We start from the raw sequence: 19,987 nt of genomic DNA on the forward strand, positions 1-19,987 counted from the left end.
CCGGTGTTACATCAGTTGTGTCACACAGTCGGACACCATCCACGGACACCATCCACGGACACCATCCACACCGGAGACGCTGGGGGCTCGATGGCAGTGACAGGCAACGGCGGCGGGGACGCGAGCGGGCGGGGGCCGCTCGCCGGACTGCGCGTCGTCGAGTTGGCCGGCATCGGCCCCGGACCCTTCGCCGCCATGCTCCTCGCCGACCTCGGCGCGGACGTCGTACGGGTGGACCGGCCCGGCGGCGGCGGGCTCGCGGTCGATCCCGCCTACGACCTCACCAACCGCGGCAAGCGCTCCGTCCTGCTCGACCTGAAGTCCGCCGACGGGCCCGCCCGCGTCCTGGACCTGGTCGAGCGGGCCGACGTCCTCGTCGAGGGGTTCCGCCCCGGGGTCGCCGAACGGCTCGGCGTCGGCCCCGCCGACTGCCACGCCCGCAACCCGAAGCTCGTCTACGGCCGGATGACCGGCTGGGGCCAGGAAGGCCCGCTCGCGCAGACCGCGGGCCACGACATCGCGTACATCGCCGTCACCGGCGCCCTCGGCATGATCGGCAACCCGGGGGAGCCCCCGGCCGTCCCCGCCAACCTGGTCGGGGACTACGCGGGCGGCTCGCTCTACCTGGTGATCGGGGTCCTCGCCGCCCTCCAGCACGCCCGGACCACCGGCACCGGCCAGGTCGTCGACGCGGCCATCGTCGACGGCACCGCCCACCTCACCGCCATGATCCACGGGATGATGGCGGCCGGCGGCTGGCAGGACCGCCGCGGCGCCAACCTGCTCGACGGCGGCTGCCCCTTCTACGGCACCTACGAGACCTCCGACGGCGGGTACATGGCGGTCGGCGCGCTGGAGCAGCAGTTCTACGACACCTTCGTGGAACTCCTCGGCATCGCGGACCGGGCCCCGGCCCGCAAGGACCCGGCCCGCTGGGGCGAGCTGCGCGAGGTGGTCGCCGCACGCTTCAGGACCCGTACCCGCGAGGAGTGGACGGCGGTCTTCGAGGGCACCGACGCCTGTGTGGCGCCCGTGCTCTCGCTGCGCGAGGCCCCGCACCACCCGCACCTGGCCGCCCGCGCCACCTTCACCGAGTGCGGCGGGATCACCCAGCCCGCGCCGGCGCCCCGCTTCTCCGCGACCCCCGCCGCCGTCACCGGCGGCCCGGCCCGGCCGGGGGCGCACACCGATTCCGTGGCCGCCGACTGGGACGTACCGGCCCTGCTCCCGAAGGACGCCTGATGGAACTGTCGATGATGCTCGACTACGCCGGCGACCCGCGGCAGGCGGCGGACCGGGCGGCCGAGCTGGAGGCCGCCGGGCTCGACGCCGTGTGGGTGGCCGAGGCCTGGGGCTTCGACTCCCCGACGATCATGGGCTACCTGGCCGCCCGTACCGAGCGCGTGAAGATCGGCTCGGCCATCCTCAACGTCTACTCGCGCACCCCCGGCCTCATCGCGCAGACCGCCGCCGGCCTGGACGCGCTCTCCGGCGGCCGGGCCCTGCTCGGCCTCGGCGCCTCCGGCCCGCAGGTCGTCGAGGGCTGGCACGGGAAGCCGTACGACAAGCCGCTCGGCCGGACCCGCGAGACCGTCGAGCTGTGCCGCCGCATCTGGCGCCGCGAGACGATCGACCACCACGGCATCACCGACATGCCGCTGCCCCCGGAGCGGGGCAGCGGGCTCGGCAAGCCCCTGAAGATCCTCACCCGGCCGGTGCGCGACGCGATCCCCGTCTACATCGCCTCGCTCGGTCCGGCCAACGTGCGGATGACCGCCGAGATCGCCGACGGCTGGCTGCCGACCCTCTTCATCCCGGAGAAGGCCGGCGCGGTGTGGGGCGGCCCCCTCGCCGAGGGCGCGGCCAAGCGGGCGCCGGAGCTCGGCCCGCTCCAGACCGTCGCCGGAGGCCTGCTCGCCATCGGCGAGGACGCGGCCGCCGTACGGGACCTCACGCGCCCGCAGATCGCCCTGTACGTCGGCGGCATGGGCGCGGTCGGCAAGAACTTCTACAACGACCTCGCCGTGGCCTACGGCTACGAGCAGGAGGCCCGCACGATCCAGGAGCTCTACCTCTCCGGCCGCAAGCGCGACGCGGCCGCCGCCGTACCGGACGAGTTCTGCGAGCTGATGACCCTGTGCGGGCCCGAGGGCTACGTGCGCGAGCGCGTCGAGGCCTTCCGGGAGGCGGGCGTCACCATGCTCAACGTCACTCCCGTCGGGCCGGAGCCGGCCCGGCTGATCGAGACCGTCAAGAACTGGCTTTAGGGAGCCGACCGATGAAACGCCAGATCTTCGACGCCGACCACGAGGCGTTCCGCGAGACCGTGCGCACCTTCCTCACCAAGGAGGTGCTGCCGCACTACGAGCAGTGGGAGAAGGACGGCATCGTCAGCCGCGAGGCCTGGCGGGCCGCCGGCCGGCAGGGGCTGCTGGGCCTCGCCGTCCCCGAGGAGTACGGCGGGGGCGGGAACACCGACTTCCGCTACGCCGCCGTGATCGCGGAGGAGTTCACCCGCGCGGGCGCCCCCGGGCTGGCCATCGGCCTGCACAACGACATCATCGGCCCGTACCTGACCTCGCTCGCCACCGAGGAGCAGAAGCGCCGCTGGCTGCCCGGATTCTGTTCCGGGGAGACCATCACCGCCATCGCGATGACCGAGCCGGGGGCGGGCTCCGACCTCCAGGGGATCCGGACCACCGCCGAGGACCGCGGCGACCACTGGGTGCTGAACGGCTCGAAGACCTTCATCTCCAACGGCATCCTGGCCGACCTCGTGATCGTGGTCGCGAAGACCACCCCGGAGGGCGGGGCGCACGGACTGTCGCTCCTCGTGGTCGAGCGCGGCGCGGAGGGCTTCGAGCGCGGCCGCAACCTCGACAAAATAGGCCAGAAGTCCCAGGACACCGCCGAGCTGTTCTTCACCGACGTCCGCGTCCCGAAGGAGAACCTGCTCGGCGAGCTGAACGGCGCCTTCGTCCACCTGATGACCAATCTCGCGCAGGAGCGCATGGGCATCGCGATGGCCGGCATCGCCGCCGCCGAACACCTGCTGGAGATCACCACGCGGTACGTGAAGGAGCGGGAGGCCTTCGGCCGCCCGCTGTCCAAGCACCAGCACATCCGCTTCGAGATCGCGGAGATGGCCACCGAGGTCGCGGTCACCCGGACCTTCCTCGACCGGTGCATCACCGACCACTCGAACGGCGAACTGGACCACGTGCACGCCTCGATGGCCAAGTGGTGGGCCACCGAGCTGCAGAAGCGCGTCGCCGACCGCTGTCTGCAACTCCACGGAGGCTACGGATACATGACCGAATACCGGGTCGCGCGGGCCTTCACCGACGGCCGCGTCCAGACCATCTACGGCGGCACGACCGAGATCATGAAAGAGATCATCGGCCGCTCCCTCCTCGGCTGAACCTCTCCGCAACCCTTCCGCCCGGAACACTCCGAAAGGCTTGACCAGTGAGCACCGAAGCTTACGTATACGACGCGATCCGCACCCCGCGCGGCCGCGGCAAGGCCAATGGCTCCCTGCACGGCACCAAGCCGATCGACCTGGTCGTCGGACTCATCGACGCCCTGCGCGAGCGCAACCCCGGCCTGGACCCCGCCACCATCGACGACATCGTGCTCGGCGTCGTCGGCCCGGTCGGCGACCAGGGCTCCGACATCGCCCGGATCGCGGCCATCGCCGCGGGTCTCCCGGACACCGTGGCCGGCGTACAGGAGAACCGCTTCTGCGCCTCCGGCCTGGAGGCCGTCAACCTGGCCGCCGCCAAGGTCCGTTCCGGCTGGGAGGACCTGGTCCTCGCGGGCGGCGTGGAGTCCATGTCCCGCGTCCCGATGGCCTCGGACGGCGGCGCCTGGTTCAACGACCCGATGACGAACTGGGACGTCAACTTCGTCCCGCAGGGCATCGGCGCCGACCTGATCGCCACCATCGAGGGATTCTCCCGGCGTGACGTGGACGAGTACGCCGCCCTCTCGCAGGAGCGAGCCGCCGCCGCCATCAAGGAGGGCCGCTTCGCGAAGTCGGTCGTCCCGGTCACCGACCGCAACGGCCTGGTCGTCCTGGACCACGACGAGTTCGTCCGCCCCGGCACCACCGCCGACACCCTCGCCAAGCTGAAGCCCTCCTTCGCGGACATCGGCGAGCTCGGCGGCTTCGACGCCGTCGCGCTGCAGAAGTACCACTGGGTCGAGAAGATCGACCACGTCCACCACGCGGGCAACTCCTCCGGCATCGTCGACGGCGCCTCGCTCGTCGCCATCGGCTCCCGCGAGGCGGGGGAGCGCAACGGGCTGACCCCGCGCGCCCGGATCGTCTCCGCCGCCGTGTCGGGCTCCGAGCCCACCATCATGCTCACCGGGCCCGCCCCGGCCACCCGCAAGGCGCTCGCCAAGGCCGGCCTGACCATCGACGACATCGACCTGGTCGAGATCAACGAGGCCTTCGCCGGCGTCGTGCTGCGCTTCGTCAAGGACATGGGCCTGTCCCTCGACAAGGTCAACGTCAACGGCGGCGCCATCGCACTCGGCCACCCGCTCGGCGCCACCGGCGCGATGATCCTCGGCACGATCGTCGACGAGCTGGAGCGCCGGGACAAGCGCTACGGGCTCGTCACCCTCTGCGTCGGCGGCGGCATGGGCGTCGCCACCATCGTCGAACGCCTCTGAACCGTCCTGTCCCCAGACCCTCCTCCGCACGGACCGACACGAAAGCAGTGACCATGAGCGAGTCCACCACGATCCGCTGGGAACAGGACGAGACCGGCGTCGTCACCTTGATCCTCGACGACCCGGGCCAGTCCGCCAACACGATGAACCAGGCCTTCAAGGACTCCATCGCGGCGATCGCCGACCGCGCCGAGGCCGAGAAGGACTCCATCCGCGGCATCATCTACACCTCCGCCAAGAAGACCTTCTTCGCGGGCGGCGACCTCAAGGACATGATCCGGCTGCGCCCCGAGCACGCGCAGCTCGCCTTCGACACCGGCACCGAGATCAAGCGCTCCCTGCGCCGCATCGAGACCCTCGGCAAGCCCGTCGTCGGCGCGATCAACGGCGCGGCCCTGGGCGGCGGTTACGAGATCTGCCTCGCCTCCCACCACCGCGTGGCCCTCGACGCCCCCGGCTCCAAGATCGGCCTGCCCGAGGTCACCCTCGGCCTGCTCCCGGCCGGCGGCGGCGTCACCCGCACCGTCCGCCTGATGGGCATCGCCGACGCGCTGCTCAAGGTGCTGCTCCAGGGCACCCAGTACAACCCGAGGCGCGCCCTGGAGAACGGCCTGGTCCACGAACTGGCCGAGACCCCCGAGGACATGCTCGCCAAGGCCCGCGCCTTCATCGACGCGAACCCCGAGTCGAAGCAGCCCTGGGACGTACCCGGCTACAAGATCCCGGGCGGTACGCCGTCCAACCCGAGGTTCGCCGCGAACCTCCCGGCTTTCCCGGCCAACCTGAAGAAGCAGCTGAACGGGGCCCCGTACCCGGCCCCGCGCAACATCCTGGCCTGTGCCGTCGAGGGCGCCCAGGTGGACTTCGAGACCGCGCTGACCATCGAGGCCCGCTACTTCACCGAGCTGGTCACCGGGCAGACCGCGAAGAACATGATCCAGGCGTTCTTCTTCGACCTCCAGGCCGTCAACGCAGGCCGCAGCCGGCCGCAGGGGATCGAGCCGCGCAAGGTCCGCAAGGTCGCCGTCCTCGGCGCCGGGATGATGGGCGCGGGCATCGCGTACTCCTGCGCCCGCGCGGGCATCGAGGTGGTGCTGAAGGACGTCAGCGCCGAGGCCGCCGCCAAGGGCAAGGCGTACTCCGAGAAGCTCCTCGACAAGGCCGTCTCCCGCGGCCGGAGCACCGAGGCCCAGCGTGCCGAGCTGCTCGCCCGGATCACCCCGACCGCGGACGCCGCCGACCTGGCGGGCTGCGACGCCGTCATCGAGGCCGTCTTCGAGGACACCTCCCTCAAGCACAAGGTGTTCCAGGAGATCCAGGACGTCATCGCGCCCGACGCGCTGCTGTGCTCCAACACCTCCACCCTGCCGATCTCCGGCCTCGCGGAGGGCGTGAAGCGGCCCGCCGACTTCATCGGGCTGCACTTCTTCTCGCCCGTCGACAAGATGCCGCTCGTCGAGATCATCAAGGGGGAGCAGACCGGCGACGAGGCCATCGCCCGCGCCTTCGACCTGGTCCGCCAGATCAACAAGACCCCGATCGTGGTCAACGACTCGCGCGGCTTCTTCACCTCCCGCGTCATCGGCCAGTTCATCAACGAAGGCGTGGCCATGGTCGGCGAGGGCATCGAGCCCGCATCGATCGAGCAGGCCGCCGCCCAGGCCGGCTACCCGGCCAAGGTGCTCTCGCTGATGGACGAGCTCACCCTCACCCTGCCGCGCAAGATCCGCAACGAGACCCGCAAGGCCTTCGAGGCCGAGGGCCGGGCCTGGACCGAGCACCCCGCCGACACCGTCATCGACCGGATGGTCGACGAGTTCGGCCGCCCGGGCCGCAGCGGCGGGGCCGGCTTCTACGCGTACGACGAGGCGGGCAAGCGCGCCGGCATCTGGCCGGGCCTGCGCGAGCACTTCGCCAAGCCGGACGCCGAGATCCCGTTCGAGGACATGAAGGAGCGGATGCTCTTCTCCGAGGCGGTGGACACCGTCCGCTGTCTCGACGAGGGCGTCCTCACCTCGATCGCCGACGCCAACATCGGCTCCATCATGGGCATCGGCTTCCCGGCCTGGACCGGCGGCGTGATCCAGTACATCAACGGGTACGAGGGCGGTCTGCCGGGCTTCGTCGCCCGCGCCCGCGAGCTCGCCGCGGAGTACGGCGAGCGTTTCACCCCGCCCGCCTCCCTCGTGGAGAAGGCCGAGCGCGGCGAGACGTACGGCGACTGATCCCGGCCGCCCCGGACCCGCCCGCGAGCGGGCCCGGGGCGGTCACCGCCTACCGGCCGGAGTCGGACAGGAAGGCGAACGTCGTACGCGCCCCGGCGCCGTCCGGGGCGGACCAGCGGGCCAGCACCCGCCCCCGGACGCGGTCCGCGGCGGGGTCGGGTCCCGTACGCAGCTCCCGGACCAGGGTCAGGTCCAGCACCGGCCGCTCCAGCCCCACCGGGCCCACGGCGACGACGGTGCCGTCGGCGGTGTCCGTCACGAGCCATGGACCGGACAGGCCCGCCGGCACCCCGGCCCCCTCGGAACGGACCTCGACCGTCGGGTCGGGAACACCGCTCTCGTTCTGGTTCTGCGCCGCGGCACGGCCCGCCAGCAGGGCGAGCGACTGCTCGACCATGACCGGGTCGTGGGCGCCGTCGTAGATCCAGCGCCGGCCCAGCACCCCGTGCTCGGAGGTGCCGATCAGGCCCTCCTCCGAGCCCTCCAGGGGCGCCCCGCGGTAGGTGAGCGGGACCTGGTAGGTGACGGGCGTGTCCCCCGAGACGTCGGTGACCACCATGAACTCGATGCCCACCTCGCCCTCGGGGTCGTCGAGCCGGAAGCCTCCGGCCCTGGCGAGGGCGGCAGGTCCCTTCGCGCCCCGGTACCAGGGCCGCGACGGGAGCCAGTCGGCGAGGAGTTCGAGTTTGCCGGGCGACATCGTGGTGCGGTGAATGACTGCCATGGCACGAACCTACCCGGCTTCGTCACCGCGCCCGCGAACCGGCCGTCCGGGTCAGGGCAGCGTCCGGAAGACCTCGGCCACGAGGGAGAAGACGACGACCCGGAACAGGAGCAGCCCGGCGACGACGGCGCCGCCCACGAGGTTGGTCCTGGCGGGGGATGCGTCCGCCGAGGGCCGTCAGGTCGACCAGGCGGCGCAGGCCCGGCTGCTTCCGCGGCTAGGGTCCGCCGGGTGCCTCGCCGGACACGAACGCCGCCCGCAGTTCCTCCCGTAGCGACCGCTGGAAGGCCGTCACCAGGGCCTGGACCACCATCGGCTGCATGTGCGCCGACAGCGCCTTCATCGACTCCACCCGCTCCGGATCGCTCTCGTCCCGCGTGAACGGGCCCCACACCTCGTCCCGGAACAGCGCCGTCAGCTCGTGCGCGGCCGACCTGGTGTGCTCCATCAGCACCCTGCGCGCCGCCAGGATCGTCTCGTGCGCGATCGGCACGTCGAGCAGCGCGACTCCCAGCCGCAGCAGCCCCACGTCCACCCGGAACCCCTCGCCCGAGGCGGCGAGCACGTTCATCGCCGTCAGCCGCCGCACGTCGGTGTCCGACAGGCCCCGCCCGGCCCGCTTCTCCAGCTCCTCGCGCGAGACCTCCCGGGCCGCGTCCGGAGCCCAACTGGCCACCATCGCCCGGTGGATCGCCAGGTCGTGGGCGCTCAGGTCGTCGGGCAGCGCGTCCAGATAGCGCTCGATGGCGGACAGGGTCATGCCCTGGTGCTGCAGCTCCTCGATCAGGGCCAGCCGGGACAGGTGCTCCGGCCCGTAGTGGCCCACCCGACGAGGGCCGATCACGGGAGGGGGCAAAAGCCCGCGGGTGCTGTAGAACCGTACGGTGCGCACGGTGACACCCGCCCTGGCCGCCAGCTCGTCGACGGTGAGCATCGGCTCGGTTGCCTGGTCGGCCATCGTCTGCGCCTCGCTCTCTGCTCCACAGCTTGGGTTCAACAGTATTGCTGTCGCACCAACGATGTGAAACGGCCAGGAGCTGCCCATGACCACGAACCTGCGACTGCCCGGGCGACCGGAAGAGATCACCCTCCCCGCCCTGCTGGCCCGCAACGCCGCCGAGCACGGGGACCTCCCCGCCCTCTCGTGGCGCGCCGGCCCCGGATCCGCCGACTGGGCGACCCTCACCTGGAGCGAGGTCCGCCGCAAGGTGGCCGCCCTCGCCTCCGGCTACGCCGCCCTCGGCGTCGAGCGCGGCGAGCACGTCCTGATGATGATGGGCAACCGTCCCGAGCACTGGCTCAGCGACCTCGCCCTCGTCCACCTCGGCGCCGTGCCCGTCACCGTGTACGGGACCTCCGCGCCCGAGCAGATCGCCCACATCGCCCGCCACAGCCGGGCCAGGGTCGCCGTCGTCGAGGGCGCCCGCGAACTCCGGCGGTGGGAGCCGCTGCTGGCCGACGCGACCGTTCCGCTGGAACGCCTCGTCGTGGCCGAGGCGGCCGACGCGGGCGGGCACTCCACGTACGGCTCCCTGCACGCGAGCGGGGCCCGGCTGCACCGCGCCGACGCCTTCGACAAGGCCTGGCAGGAGACGCGCCCCGAGGACCCGCTGACCGTCGTCTACACCTCCGGGACCACCGGCGACCCCAAGGGCGTGCGGCTGACCCACCGCAACCTCATGCTCCAGGCCATCCGCCTCGACCGGCACGTGGACCTGCCCGAGCACGCCGAGCACCTCTGCTACCTGCCGTTCGCGCACATCGCCGAGCGGGTCCTCGGCATCTACCTGCCCCTGCTGCGGGCCGCGCACGTACGGCTGTGCGCCGACCCCACCGCCGTGGCGGGGGCGGTCCGCGAACTGCACCCGGTGCAGTTCTTCGGCGTGCCCCGCGTGTGGGAGAAGCTCGCCGCCTCGGTCCGCGCGGTCCTCGCGCAGCTGCCCGAGGCACAGCGCACGGCCATCGAGGCCGCGAACGACCTGGCCCGCGCCCGGGCCGGTCACCGGGAGCGGGGCGAGGAGGTGCCGGCCGCGCTCGAAGCCTCGTACGCCGGGGCGAAGGAGCAGGTGCTGGACCCGCTGCTGCGGCTGGCCGGGCTGGACCGGCTGATGTGGACGGCCAGTGCCACCGCGCCGATGCCCATCGACGTGGTCCGCTTCTGGGCCGGCTGGGGCATCACGATCATGGACGCCTGGGGGCTCACCGAGACGGCGGGCGTCTGCACGGTCAACAGCCCGGACCGTTTCCGGCTCGGCTCGGTGGGCCGCCCGATCGAGGGGCTGGAGCTGAGGCTCGCCGAGGACGGGGAGATCTTCACCCGCGGCGCGACCGTCTTCGGCGGCTATCTGCGGCCGGACGGCACGCTGGAGAGCGCGTCCGACGCCGAGGGCTGGTTCCCCACCGGGGACGTGGGCCGGCTCGACGAGGACGGGTTCCTCTGGCTGACCGACCGCAAGAAGGAACTGATCATCACCTCGAACGGCAAGAACGTCTCGCCGGCGCTGGTGGAGAACACGGTCAAGGAGCATCCCCTGATCGGCCAGGCCCTGGTCCACGGCGACGGCCGGTCCTACCTCGTCGCCCTGCTGGTCCTGGACCCCGAACTGGCCCCGGTCTGGGCCGCCGCCCGGGGCATCGAGGCCGCCACCCCCGCCGAGCTCGCCGCGCACCCGGCCGTCCGGGAGGAGATCGCCCGCGCGGTCGAGGCGGCCAACGCCCGGCTCAACCGGACCGAGCAGATCAAGCGGTACCGGCTGCTGACCGGGGAGTGGGGGCCCGACAGCGGGGAACTCACGCCCTCGCTCAAGCTCCGCCGCCGGGTGATCCGCGACAAGTACGGCGCACTGATCGACGGACTGTACGAGGAGCCCTACGAGGCCCCGTGACCGGTTGAGCCGGCGCACCGCACCCGGGGGGACGGACCGGGTGCGGTGCGCGCGGCCGCTAGCGGCCGATCAGCGGGTAGTGGTCGGAGAGGTTGGTGTAGGTGTAGGAGGTGCCCCAGCTGGAGACCGTCCAGGGCGCCGACTGCTCCTTGACCACGTTGTTCTCCCAGCCCGCCGGACGGGCGTTGCCCTTGCGGTAGAGGACGTAGTCCAGGTCCTCGCGCGGGTCGGTCGGGTAGCGGTAGTTCGCTATGGAGTTCAGGGCCGTGTCGAAGGAGTACGGGTGGCCCGTGCGCGTGTCGGAGCCCGCCAGGTCGGCGTTGGCGAGCAGGGCGGCGTACTCGGGCGTGCGCGAGTCGACGTTCAGGTCGCCCGCCACGATGACCTGCTCGCTCGCCGGGATGTCCTTCCCGTCGAGGAAGGCGTCGATCGCGCGGAACTGGCGGGCACGCATGTCCGCCGCCTCGCCCGCGCCGCAGCCCGGGTCGGTGGACTGCGCGTGCGTGCCGACCACGTGCACCTTCGTGCCGTTCACGTTCAGCACCACGTAGGCGAAGCCCTTGTTGGACCACCAGTCGGCGCCACAGGCGTCCTTGTAGACCACCTGCTCCTTGCGGACGATCGGCCACTTGCTCAGGATCGTCACGCCGCCGTCCTCCGGGGTGGTGGAGGAGTAGGCGCCGCCCGTGGCGTCCCAGCCGCTCTTGCTGCGGCCGACGACCGGGGTCTGGTACGGGTACTGCGCGGCCGAGTTGGCCTTCAGCGCGTCCGACGCGCCGTTGTCGAAGGCCTCCTGGAGCACCACCACGTCGTGGCCCCGGTAGAAGGAGGCCTTGGGGATCTCCGCGGCCCGGTGGTCCTGGCCCCAGTTCGGGTAGAGGCTCTTGCTCATCAGGAACACGTTGTACGACAGGACGCTGAGCCGCGGGGCGGCGGCGCCCTCCGCGGCCGTGGCGGCGGGCGCGGAGGTGGCGGCCAGGGCGCCGGCGGCGACCGCCGCTACGGCCGCCGCGGCGGCACGGTGGCGACGGGGGGAGTTCTGCGGCATGGGGGACTCCATCATTCCTGCGGGAAGATCGGCTCCGTCATCCAAGCAGCCGCGGTTACCTCTGGGTAACACCCGTGCAGCGACTTTCTGTCCGGCGCGGGGCCATCTGGCTCTCGCATACTGGTGACATGGAAAGAACGGCAGCCCACGCGTCCGAAAGCGGCCCCGCGCGCCCCCGCACCGACCCCGAGCCGCCGCCTCCGGGCGGGGTGCTGTGGACCATCGCCGGCGACGTCCGGGCCCTGCTGATGCTGCCCGCCGCCTTCACCCTGCAGGTCGCCCACCCCGCGATCGGGGCCGGCGTCGACCAGTACTCCGTCTTCCGCACCGACCCCTGGGGCCGCGGCGAGCGCTCGCTGCGCTCGGTCCAGCTGTGGGTGTACGGCGGGGAGGAAGCCGCCGAGGAGGGCCGCCGGGTACGCCGCCTGCACAAGGAGATCCAGGGCACCGACACCCGCGGCCGGCGCTACCACTCCCTCGACCCCGCCTGCTACTCCTGGGTGCACGCCACCGGCTTCCCCGTCTACCTGTACGCCGGGCGCTACCTGCTGCGCCGCTTCACCCCCGCCCAGGAGCGGCAGCTCTACCGGGAGTGGCTGCAGGTGGGCCGGATCCTCGGCATCCACGACCGGGACATGCCGCAGAGCATCGAGGAGTACTGGACCTACTGGGGCCGGATGCTGGCCGAGGAGATAGAGCCCACCAAGGTCGCCCGCGAGCTGATCGCCACCGATGTGCCGCTGCCGCGGCCCGAGTCCGGATCCCTCGCCGTACGCCTGCTGCTGCGGCTCACCTGGCCCGTCCTGCGGGCCGCGTTCCTGCACCTGCGGGCCTTCGTCACCGTCGGGTACATGCCGCCCGAGGCGCGGGCCGCCCTCGGACTGGAGTGGAGCCCGGCCCAGGAGCGCAGGCTCCGCGGGTTCAGCACGGCCCTGCGGCTCCTCGTACCGCTGCTGCCCGAGCGGCTGCGGTACCTCCCCATCGCGCGGGCGGCGCGAGCCCGATGGCGCGCCGCCGCCCGCTGACGGGACTCAGTGCTCGTCGTGCGCGTGGATCGTGTTCGTCTCCGCGATCTTCTTCCAGGACTTCGGCTCCGCGGCGGGCTTCGCCGGCTTCGCGGGAGCGGCCTGCTGTGAGCGGGCCGCCGGCTTGCCGGCCGCCGGGTTCAGGGCCGAGGCCGCCGGCTTGCCCGGGGTGTAGAGCCAGGTCTCGAAGAGCTGCGCGAGGGGCTTCTTGGAGACCTTCTCGGCGTACCGGACGAAGTCCCCGACCTTGGCGTTGCCGTAGGCCCGCTCGGTCGGCCAGCCCTTGAGGATCTCGAAGAACTTCTCGTCGCCGATCTCGTTGCGCAGCGCCTGCAGGGCGATGCCGCCGCGGTCGTACACCGCTCCGTGGAACTGGTTCTCCGGACCCGGGTCACCCGGCTTGACCTGCCAGAACGCATCCTCGGCCGGGCGCAGGGCGTAGGCCCAGTCGGCGAGCTCCTGCGCGGTGCCCTCGCCCTCCTTCTCCGACCACAGCCACTGGCTGTAGCGGGCGAAGCCCTCGTTGATCCAGATGTCCTTCCAGCCCTCGACGGACACGCTGTCGCCGTACCACTGGTGGGCCAGCTCGTGCACGACCACCGAGACGTTGGCGCCGTTCTGGAACTGGCGCGGACCGTAGAACGGCCGGGTCTGGGTCTCCAGCGCGTAGCCGGCGTTCACGTTCGGGACGTAGCCGCCCAGCGCGTTGAAGGGGTACGGGCCGAAGACCCCCTCCAGCCACTCGGTGACCTCGCCGGTGCGCTCCACGCTCGCGCGCGCCGCGCCCGCGTTGTCGCCGAGGTCCTTGCTGTAGGCGTTGACGATCGGCAGCCCGCTCGCCGTCGTGCCGGTGGTGATGTCGAACTTGCCGACGGCGAGGGTGGCGAGGTAGGTGGCCTGCGGCTTGTTGGAGCGCCAGTTGTACCGGGTCCAGCCGAGCCGCGAGGTCTGCGACTGGAGCACGCCGTTGCTGATGGCCTGGGTGCCGTCGGGGACGTTGACGGAGACGTCGAAGGTGGCCTTGTCCAGCGGGTGGTCGTTGCTCGGGAACCACCAGACCGCCGAGTCGGGTTCCTGCGCCGCCACACCGCCGTCCGGCGTGCGCTGCCAGGCCGACCAGCCGTCCACCTTGAACTCGGAGGGCTTGCCCGCGTACTTGACCACGACGGTCAGCGGGGTGTTGCGGGCCAGCGGCTTCGCCGGGGTGACCTCCAGCTCGTGGGAGCCGGACGTGGCGAACTTCGCCTTGGCGCCGTTGACGCGGATCTCGCTGACCTTGAGGCCGAAGTCGAGGTTGAAGCGGGACAGGTCCTGCTGGGCGGTGGCGAGGAGGGTGGCGGTGCCTTCGAGGAGGTCCGTCTTGGGCTGGTACCGCAGGCGCAGGTCGTAGTGGGACACGTCGTATCCGCCGTTGCCGCTGGCCGGGTAATAAGGGTCGCCGATACCCGGGGCACCCGGACCGGCACTCGCCGCCGACGCCGGGATCACCAGCAGCAGGGAAGCGGCGAGCACGCTCGGGGCGATGACTTTGCGGTGCACGAATGACTCCAAGTGGTAGGGGAGGCAGGTCGGTTCCAGGTCTTGTGGTTCGACCGTATTCACCCGTGATCACTCACGTCATGTCCATGGCCCCTGCTGTCACACGATCGCCATTCGGCCGTCACGGTAGGGCGGACACCGCGGGGCGCGCACCGGGGGAGCCGCGCGCCGGGCGCACCCCGCCGACGGCCCGGCGCGACCCGCCCGGGGCCTATGACCTGCGGCGCAGCCGTCGGGCCCCGCCCCCGCCGGGGTGCGGGCGGCCGGGGCGGGGGCGCGCGGCGAGGGCGGGGAGCAGCCCGGCCGGGAGTGGTCCCGGGCGCGCCGGATCGGCCGAATCCGGTCTGACGAACGGGTCCTGACGCGTCAGAGGAAGGCGTTCGCCCTCAGGGACGGCGTGCGGGCGGCGTGTGGACGAGGTGCAGGATCCGTCCGTCGGCGGTCCCGGCGTACAGCCCGCCGCCGGGCGCGGGTGCCACCACCAGCGACAGCGCGACGGTCGGGAGACCGTGGACCCGCAGCTCCGTACGCCGGCGCACCGAACCGTCGGCGGCGTCCAGCGCCACCAGGGTGCCGTCGTTCCGGGCGACGTGCACCAGCTCCCCGTCGGTGTCCAGGGCGGTGGCGGGCGAGTCGGCCCTGTACCGCCACAGCACGCTCCCGTCGGTCAGGGAGCGCCGCACGACGTACGACTCGTCACTTCGGCGGCACGTGACCGCGTACACGAGGGAGCGCCCGATCTCGGCCACCGGGCCGCTCGCGTGCGGCCCTCCGGGCTCAGGCGCGTGCGGGAAGAGCCGGCGGAGCGTGCCGTCCGGGCCGACGGTCGTGATCCACTTGTCGTGGTACGGCCTGCGGGGGTCGAAGCCCACCAGCAGGTACGGCCGGGTGGCGCGGCGGACCGGAAAGTCGTGGAGGAAGCCCGTGCCCGACGGGCCGTCCACCGGGCCGTCGGGGCCCGCGGGAAGCAGGGTCCACGGAACGCCCCGGTACTGCTCCACCGGCCGCAGGAAGGTGCGGTCGCCACCGCCGGCCACGAGGGTCACCGGATGCTCCACCGGCACGGTCTCCAGGACGCTGCCGTCGTCGGCCGAGAGCCGGACGACCCGCGGAGCGGGGTGCTCCTTGCGGTGGGGCGGGCGCAGCCGCTCCGCGTTGGCCCAGACCGAGGCCCGGCCCGGGAACGCGCCCGAAGCCGCGTCAGGGGCCCGGTCCGGAGCCGCGTCCGGGGCCCGGTCCGGGGCGAGGAGCAGCTGCCGGCCGCCTTCCGCGTCCGGGACCGCCCACTGCCGTTCCCCCGAGGGGAGCCACGCCTCTGCGAGGACACCGTCCAGCGCCGCCAGGACCCGTCCGTCCGACAGGGCCTCGACCGCACCCACCCGGGTCCGCGGGGTCCACTCCCGGCCGGCCCGGGCCGCGAGGCCGCCGAGGAGCCGGCGGGCGCCCGGACCGGCGTCCGCGCGGTCGAACTCCGCTTCCGGGGCGGTCAGTTCCGCCGCGGTGAGGCCCTGGTGCCCGACGCGGGCCCAGTCGGGGCGCTCGATCACGGCCGTGTGCGCCTGCCGGTGCGCGCCCGGGTTCCGCCAGTCGTCGCAGGGCGCCATGGCGAGGCGCAGTGCGGTCGGGCTCTGCCATTCCACGCGAACCACCTCGCGCGGGTACGGGAGTACGGACACGGCCTCGCCGGTGTCCAGACGGACCAGCAGCAGTTCGCCCGTGAAGAAGCAGCCGCCGTCGTACCCACCGGTGCCGACGGCCAGCAGGGGCAGCACGGGGTGGAAGGCCAGGCAGTTCACCTCTTCGCGGGACGGCACGAGGTGCCGGCAGCGCAGGCCGTCCCGCTCGTACACGCCGATCCGGTGCTCGATCCACCGCCGGTCCCCGCTGCCGTGCCCGTTCCACTTCAGCCGGCCCACGTCACCGCCCACGGCGATCAGTCCCGACGGGGCATGGGCGAGGGCCGCGCTCGGCCTGCCGATCTCGGCGAACGGCCCGTCGCCGAACACGCGCCGGACCGTCGGCACAGCAGTCATACGGAAAGCCTCCGGGGAGCGGCACACACGGACGGTCGCCGTCCCGGACCGGCACGGCGGCCGTCCATCGTCGCGATCGCCACCCGCGAAACCAAACGGGTTTCGCCTCCGGAGGCGCAGCGGGGCGTTCAGTCGCCGCGGTCCGGCCGGTCGAGGGGGCGGGGGAGGTGTCCATGGGGTGAGACGCGCAGCACCGAACGGCGCCCTACCCGGCGTACCGAACAGTCGGTAGCGTGCGGCGCATGACCTTTCCCTTGCTCGCCGCCCGTCGCTGCTGGCACGCCGCGATCAACCCGCTGCACGCCACCGTCTACTTCTCGCCGGAGATCGCCAAGGAGTTCGCCGCCCTGGGCGTCACCGACCCGGTGGCCGTCAACCTGACCCACCGGTCGGCGGCGATGGGCGCCGTCGGGGCGGGCGCGGTCACCGCCACCTTCTACAACTACCGCCACGACCTGGTCGCCCGGCACCTGCCCGCCGTCTGGGACACCACCACCCCCGAGGAGGCCCTGGCCGCCCGGCTGCGGGCCGCCGACGGCTGCCTGCGCCGGCTCCTCGGAGCCGAGACCACAGCCTCGCCCGAACTCGCCGAGGCCGCCGACCTGGCGATGCGCGCCACCGAGGCCTGCACCCGGCACGCCCGCACCCTCTACGCCGCCCACGCCGACCTCCCCGTACCGCAGGAGCCGCACCTGCGCCTGTGGCACGCCACCACCCTGCTGCGCGAGCACCGCGGCGACGGCCACCTCGCCGCCCTGCTCCTGGCGGGCCTGGACCCGGTGGAGGCACTGGTCAGCCACACCGCCACCGGCAAGGGCATGACCCCGAAGTGGCTCAAGGGCATGCGTGGCTGGGAGCAGGCCGACCTGGACGCCGCGGCCGACCGGCTGCGCGAGCGCGACGTGCTCGACGCCGCCGGCGAGCTGACCGAGAAGGGCGCCGCCCTGCGCGAGCAGCTGGAGCACGACACCGACCGCCTCGACGCCGCGCCCTACGAGCACCTCGGCGAGGCCGGCCTGGCCCGCCTGACCGAGCTCGGCGGCGCCCTCGTCATCAAGGCCGTCACCGCCGGGGCCTTCCCCGCGGACCTCATGGGCAAGGGCTGACGGACAGGGCTCCCGCCGTCCGTCACCGCCACCTGCCACAATTGGCAGCCTTCCAGTGCAAACGAAGGCAGGCGGGACCCGATCGTGACGATGTCCATCGAAGGCAGGATCGCCGAGGAGCTCGGCGTACGGGAGCGGCAGGTCAAGGCCGCCGTCGAGCTGCTCGACGGCGGCTCCACCGTGCCGTTCATCGCGCGCTACCGCAAGGAAGCGACGGAGATGCTCGACGACGCCCAGCTGCGCACCCTCGAGGAGCGGCTGCGGTACTTGCGCGAGCTGGAGGACCGGCGCGCGGCGATCCTCGACTCGGTGCGGGAGCAGGGCAAGCTCGACGCCGAGCTGGAGGCCCGGATCAACGCGGCCGACACCAAGGCCCGGCTGGAGGACATCTACCTCCCCTTCAAGCCCAAGCGGCGCACCAAGGCGCAGATCGCCCGCGAGGCAGGGCTGGAGCCGCTCGCGGACGGCCTGCTGGCCGACCCGTCCGTGGAACCGGCCGCCGCGGCCGCCGCGTTCGTCGACGCCGACAAGGGCGTCGCCGACCCGGCGGCCGCCCTCGAAGGCGCCCGCGCCATCCTCACCGAGCGGTTCGGCGAGGACGCCGACCTGATCGGTGAACTGCGCGAGCGCATGTGGGGCCGCGGCCGGCTCGCCGCGAAGGTCCGCGAGGGCAAGGAGGAGGCGGGCGCCAAGTTCGCCGACTACTTCGACTTCGCCGAGCCGTTCACCGCGCTGCCCTCGCACCGCGTCCTCGCCATGCTGCGCGGCGAGAAGGAGGACGTCCTCGACCTCAACCTGGAGCCCGAGGCCCCCGAGGACACGGCGACCGCCGGCCCGTCCACGTACGAGGGCATGATCGCCCGCCGCTTCGGCGTGGGCGACCGAGGCCGTCCCGGCGACAAGTGGCTGGGCGACACGGTCCGCTGGGCCTGGCGTACGAAGATCCAGGTGCACCTCGGCATCGACCTGCGGATGCGGCTGCGCCAGGCCGCCGAGGACGAGGCCGTACGCGTCTTCGCGTCCAACCTGCGCGACCTGCTGCTCGCGGCGCCCGCCGGCACCCGGGCCACGCTCGGCCTGGACCCGGGCTTCCGTACCGGCGTGAAGGTCGCCGTCGTGGACGCCACCGGCAAGGTCGTGGCCACGGACGTGATCTACCCGCACGTGCCCGCCAACAAGTGGGACGAGTCCCTCGCCAAGCTGGCCCGCCTCGCGAAGGAACACGCGGTCGAGTTGGTCGCCATCGGCAACGGCACCGCCTCCCGCGAGACCGACAAGCTCGCCGGGGACCTCATCACGCGCCACCCCGAACTGGGGCTCACCAAGGTGATGGTCTCGGAGGCGGGCGCCTCCGTGTACTCGGCCTCGGCCTTCGCCTCGCAGGAACTCCCCGGCATGGACGTGTCGCTGCGCGGCGCCGTCTCCATCGCCCGCCGCCTGCAGGACCCGCTCGCCGAGCTGGTCAAGATCGACCCTAAGTCGATCGGCGTCGGCCAGTACCAGCACGACCTGTCCGAGATGAAGCTCTCCCGCTCGCTCGACGCGGTCGTCGAGGACTGCGTGAACGGCGTCGGCGTCGACGTCAACACCGCCTCCGCGCCCCTGCTCTCGCGCGTGTCGGGCATCAGCGGCGGCCTCGCCGAGAACATCGTGGCCCACCGCGACGCCAACGGCCCCTTCCGCAGCCGCAAGGGGCTCAAGGACGTGGCCCGCCTCGGCCCGAAGGCGTACGAGCAGTGCGCGGGCTTCCTGCGGATCCGCGGCGGGGACGACCCGCTGGACGGCTCGGCCGTGCACCCCGAGGCGTACCCGGTGGTGCGGGCCATGGGCAGGACGGCGGGCGGCGAGGTGGCGGCCCTGATCGGCAACACCTCCGTCCTGCGCTCCCTGCGCCCCGAGCAGTTCGTCACCGAGGCCTTCGGCCTGCCCACGGTCACCGACATCCTGCGCGAGCTGGAGAAGCCGGGCCGCGACCCGCGTCCCGCCTTCAAGACGGCCACCTTCAAGGAGGGCGTGGAGAAGATCGGCGACCTGGCCCCCGGGATGATCCTGGAGGGCGTGGTCACCAATGTGGCCGCCTTCGGCGCCTTCATCGACATCGGCGTCCACCAGGACGGCCTGGCACACGTCTCGGCGCTCTCGAAGAACTTCGTCAAGGACCCGCGGGACGTGGTCAAGCCGGGCGACATCGTCCGCGTGAAGGTCATGGACGTGGACATCCCGCGCAAGCGGATCTCGCTCACCCTGCGGCTGGAGGACGAGGCCGGGGCCGAGCGCGGCGCGGGCGCCCCCAGGCAGCGCGAGGACCGGCGGGGCGGTGGCTCCGGCGGCGGCCGTCCCCCGCAGCAGCGGAGTGGGGACGGCGGCGCCCGCGCGGGCGGCCGGAACCAGGGCGAGCGCGGCCAGGGCGGCCAGGGCGGCCAGGGCCGGCGCCAGGGCCAGGGCCAGGGCCAGGGCGGTCAGGGTCAGGGCGGTCAGGGTCAGGGAGGCCAGGGCCAGGGCGGTCAGGGCCGGCGCCAGGGCGGCGGCGGAGCCCCCGCCCCCGCGAACAGCGCGATGGCGGACGCGCTGCGCCGCGCGGGCCTGACGGCTCCCGAGGAGCGCCGCAAGCGGTAGGCACCGTCAAGGGCGGCTTGCAGCCACCCGGCGCGTCAGGGTCCTCGTACGCAGTGGCCGAATAGGTTCCCCACCTGGGGACTTGCCTTGCCAACACGCGTAC

At 72.7% G+C, this 19,987-nt stretch carries 14 protein-coding genes; 9 read left to right on the plus strand and 5 right to left on the minus strand.

Annotation, left to right across the window (positions count from 1 at the left end; translation table 11 throughout):
• Window positions 1–90: 90 nt before the first annotated feature.
• Genes ACZ4VT_RS28320 through ACZ4VT_RS28340 form a run of 5 tightly spaced genes read left to right on the plus strand, consistent with a single transcriptional unit; the run spans window position 91 to window position 6,908 of the window.
• Entirely contained in the window at window positions 91–1,242 is a 1,152-nt protein-coding gene (locus ACZ4VT_RS28320; RefSeq protein ID WP_467953812.1) for a CaiB/BaiF CoA transferase family protein, read from the plus strand.
• Entirely contained in the window at window positions 1,242–2,267 is a 1,026-nt protein-coding gene (locus ACZ4VT_RS28325; protein ID WP_467953814.1) for an LLM class F420-dependent oxidoreductase, read from the plus strand. The genes ACZ4VT_RS28320 and ACZ4VT_RS28325 overlap by 1 nt, the downstream gene beginning before the upstream one ends.
• A gap of 11 nt (window positions 2,268–2,278) precedes the next feature.
• On the plus strand, window positions 2,279–3,421 hold the full coding sequence (locus ACZ4VT_RS28330; protein WP_467953816.1) for an acyl-CoA dehydrogenase family protein: 1,143 nt from the start codon (window positions 2,279–2,281) through the stop codon (window positions 3,419–3,421).
• A gap of 47 nt (window positions 3,422–3,468) precedes the next feature.
• The gene (locus tag ACZ4VT_RS28335) at window positions 3,469–4,683 is read left to right on the plus strand and encodes an acetyl-CoA C-acetyltransferase (RefSeq protein WP_467953818.1); all 1,215 of its coding nucleotides are present in this window, start codon (window positions 3,469–3,471) and stop codon (window positions 4,681–4,683) included.
• 53 nt (window positions 4,684–4,736) lie between these two features.
• Window positions 4,737–6,908 (plus strand): 3-hydroxyacyl-CoA dehydrogenase NAD-binding domain-containing protein, encoded by a 2,172-nt coding sequence (locus tag ACZ4VT_RS28340; protein WP_467953820.1) that lies wholly within the window; start codon window positions 4,737–4,739, stop codon window positions 6,906–6,908.
• A 49-nt stretch (window positions 6,909–6,957) separates the two neighbouring features.
• Here ACZ4VT_RS28340 and ACZ4VT_RS28345 read toward each other — a convergent pair whose 3' ends face one another.
• Both ACZ4VT_RS28345 and ACZ4VT_RS28350 read right to left on the minus strand, forming a co-directional pair.
• Window positions 6,958–7,632: a maltokinase N-terminal cap-like domain-containing protein gene (locus ACZ4VT_RS28345; protein WP_467953822.1), complete on the minus strand. Its 675-nt coding sequence runs from the start codon at window positions 7,630–7,632 to the stop codon at window positions 6,958–6,960.
• A 217-nt stretch (window positions 7,633–7,849) separates the two neighbouring features.
• Entirely contained in the window at window positions 7,850–8,590 is a 741-nt protein-coding gene (locus ACZ4VT_RS28350) for a MerR family transcriptional regulator (RefSeq protein ID WP_467953824.1), read from the minus strand.
• 85 nt (window positions 8,591–8,675) lie between these two features.
• Between ACZ4VT_RS28350 and ACZ4VT_RS28355 the strand changes: the two genes are divergently transcribed.
• Window positions 8,676–10,517: an AMP-dependent synthetase/ligase gene (locus tag ACZ4VT_RS28355; protein ID WP_467953826.1), complete on the plus strand. Its 1,842-nt coding sequence runs from the start codon at window positions 8,676–8,678 to the stop codon at window positions 10,515–10,517.
• 58 nt (window positions 10,518–10,575) lie between these two features.
• Here ACZ4VT_RS28355 and sph read toward each other — a convergent pair whose 3' ends face one another.
• A complete protein-coding gene (gene sph / locus ACZ4VT_RS28360; protein ID WP_467953828.1) occupies window positions 10,576–11,565 on the minus strand; it encodes a sphingomyelin phosphodiesterase in 990 nt (329 codons plus the stop codon).
• 128 nt (window positions 11,566–11,693) lie between these two features.
• Between sph and ACZ4VT_RS28365 the strand changes: the two genes are divergently transcribed.
• Complete coding sequence (locus ACZ4VT_RS28365; protein WP_467953830.1) at window positions 11,694–12,590, plus strand: oxygenase MpaB family protein; 897 nt, start codon at window positions 11,694–11,696, stop codon at window positions 12,588–12,590.
• A 6-nt stretch (window positions 12,591–12,596) separates the two neighbouring features.
• Here the strand turns inward: ACZ4VT_RS28365 and ACZ4VT_RS28370 are convergent, their stop codons facing one another.
• Together ACZ4VT_RS28370 and ACZ4VT_RS28375 are read right to left on the minus strand one after the other, a co-directional pair.
• On the minus strand, window positions 12,597–14,129 hold the full coding sequence (locus tag ACZ4VT_RS28370; protein ID WP_467953832.1) for a M1 family metallopeptidase: 1,533 nt from the start codon (window positions 14,127–14,129) through the stop codon (window positions 12,597–12,599).
• Between the two features lie 386 nt (window positions 14,130–14,515).
• Window positions 14,516–16,162 carry an outer membrane protein assembly factor BamB family protein gene (locus ACZ4VT_RS28375; protein ID WP_467953834.1) on the minus strand — a complete coding sequence of 549 codons (1,647 nt, stop codon included), beginning with the start codon at window positions 16,160–16,162 and terminating at the stop codon, window positions 14,516–14,518.
• Window positions 16,163–16,404: 242 nt separating this feature from the next.
• Between ACZ4VT_RS28375 and ACZ4VT_RS28380 the strand changes: the two genes are divergently transcribed.
• Complete coding sequence (locus ACZ4VT_RS28380; protein WP_467953836.1) at window positions 16,405–17,268, plus strand: SCO6745 family protein; 864 nt, start codon at window positions 16,405–16,407, stop codon at window positions 17,266–17,268.
• A gap of 84 nt (window positions 17,269–17,352) precedes the next feature.
• Window positions 17,353–19,884: a Tex family protein gene (locus ACZ4VT_RS28385; RefSeq protein ID WP_467953838.1), complete on the plus strand. Its 2,532-nt coding sequence runs from the start codon at window positions 17,353–17,355 to the stop codon at window positions 19,882–19,884.
• The last annotated feature ends 103 nt before the right edge of the window (window positions 19,885–19,987 follow it).

This window comes from Streptomyces sp. NPDC029164, assembly GCF_055563995.1.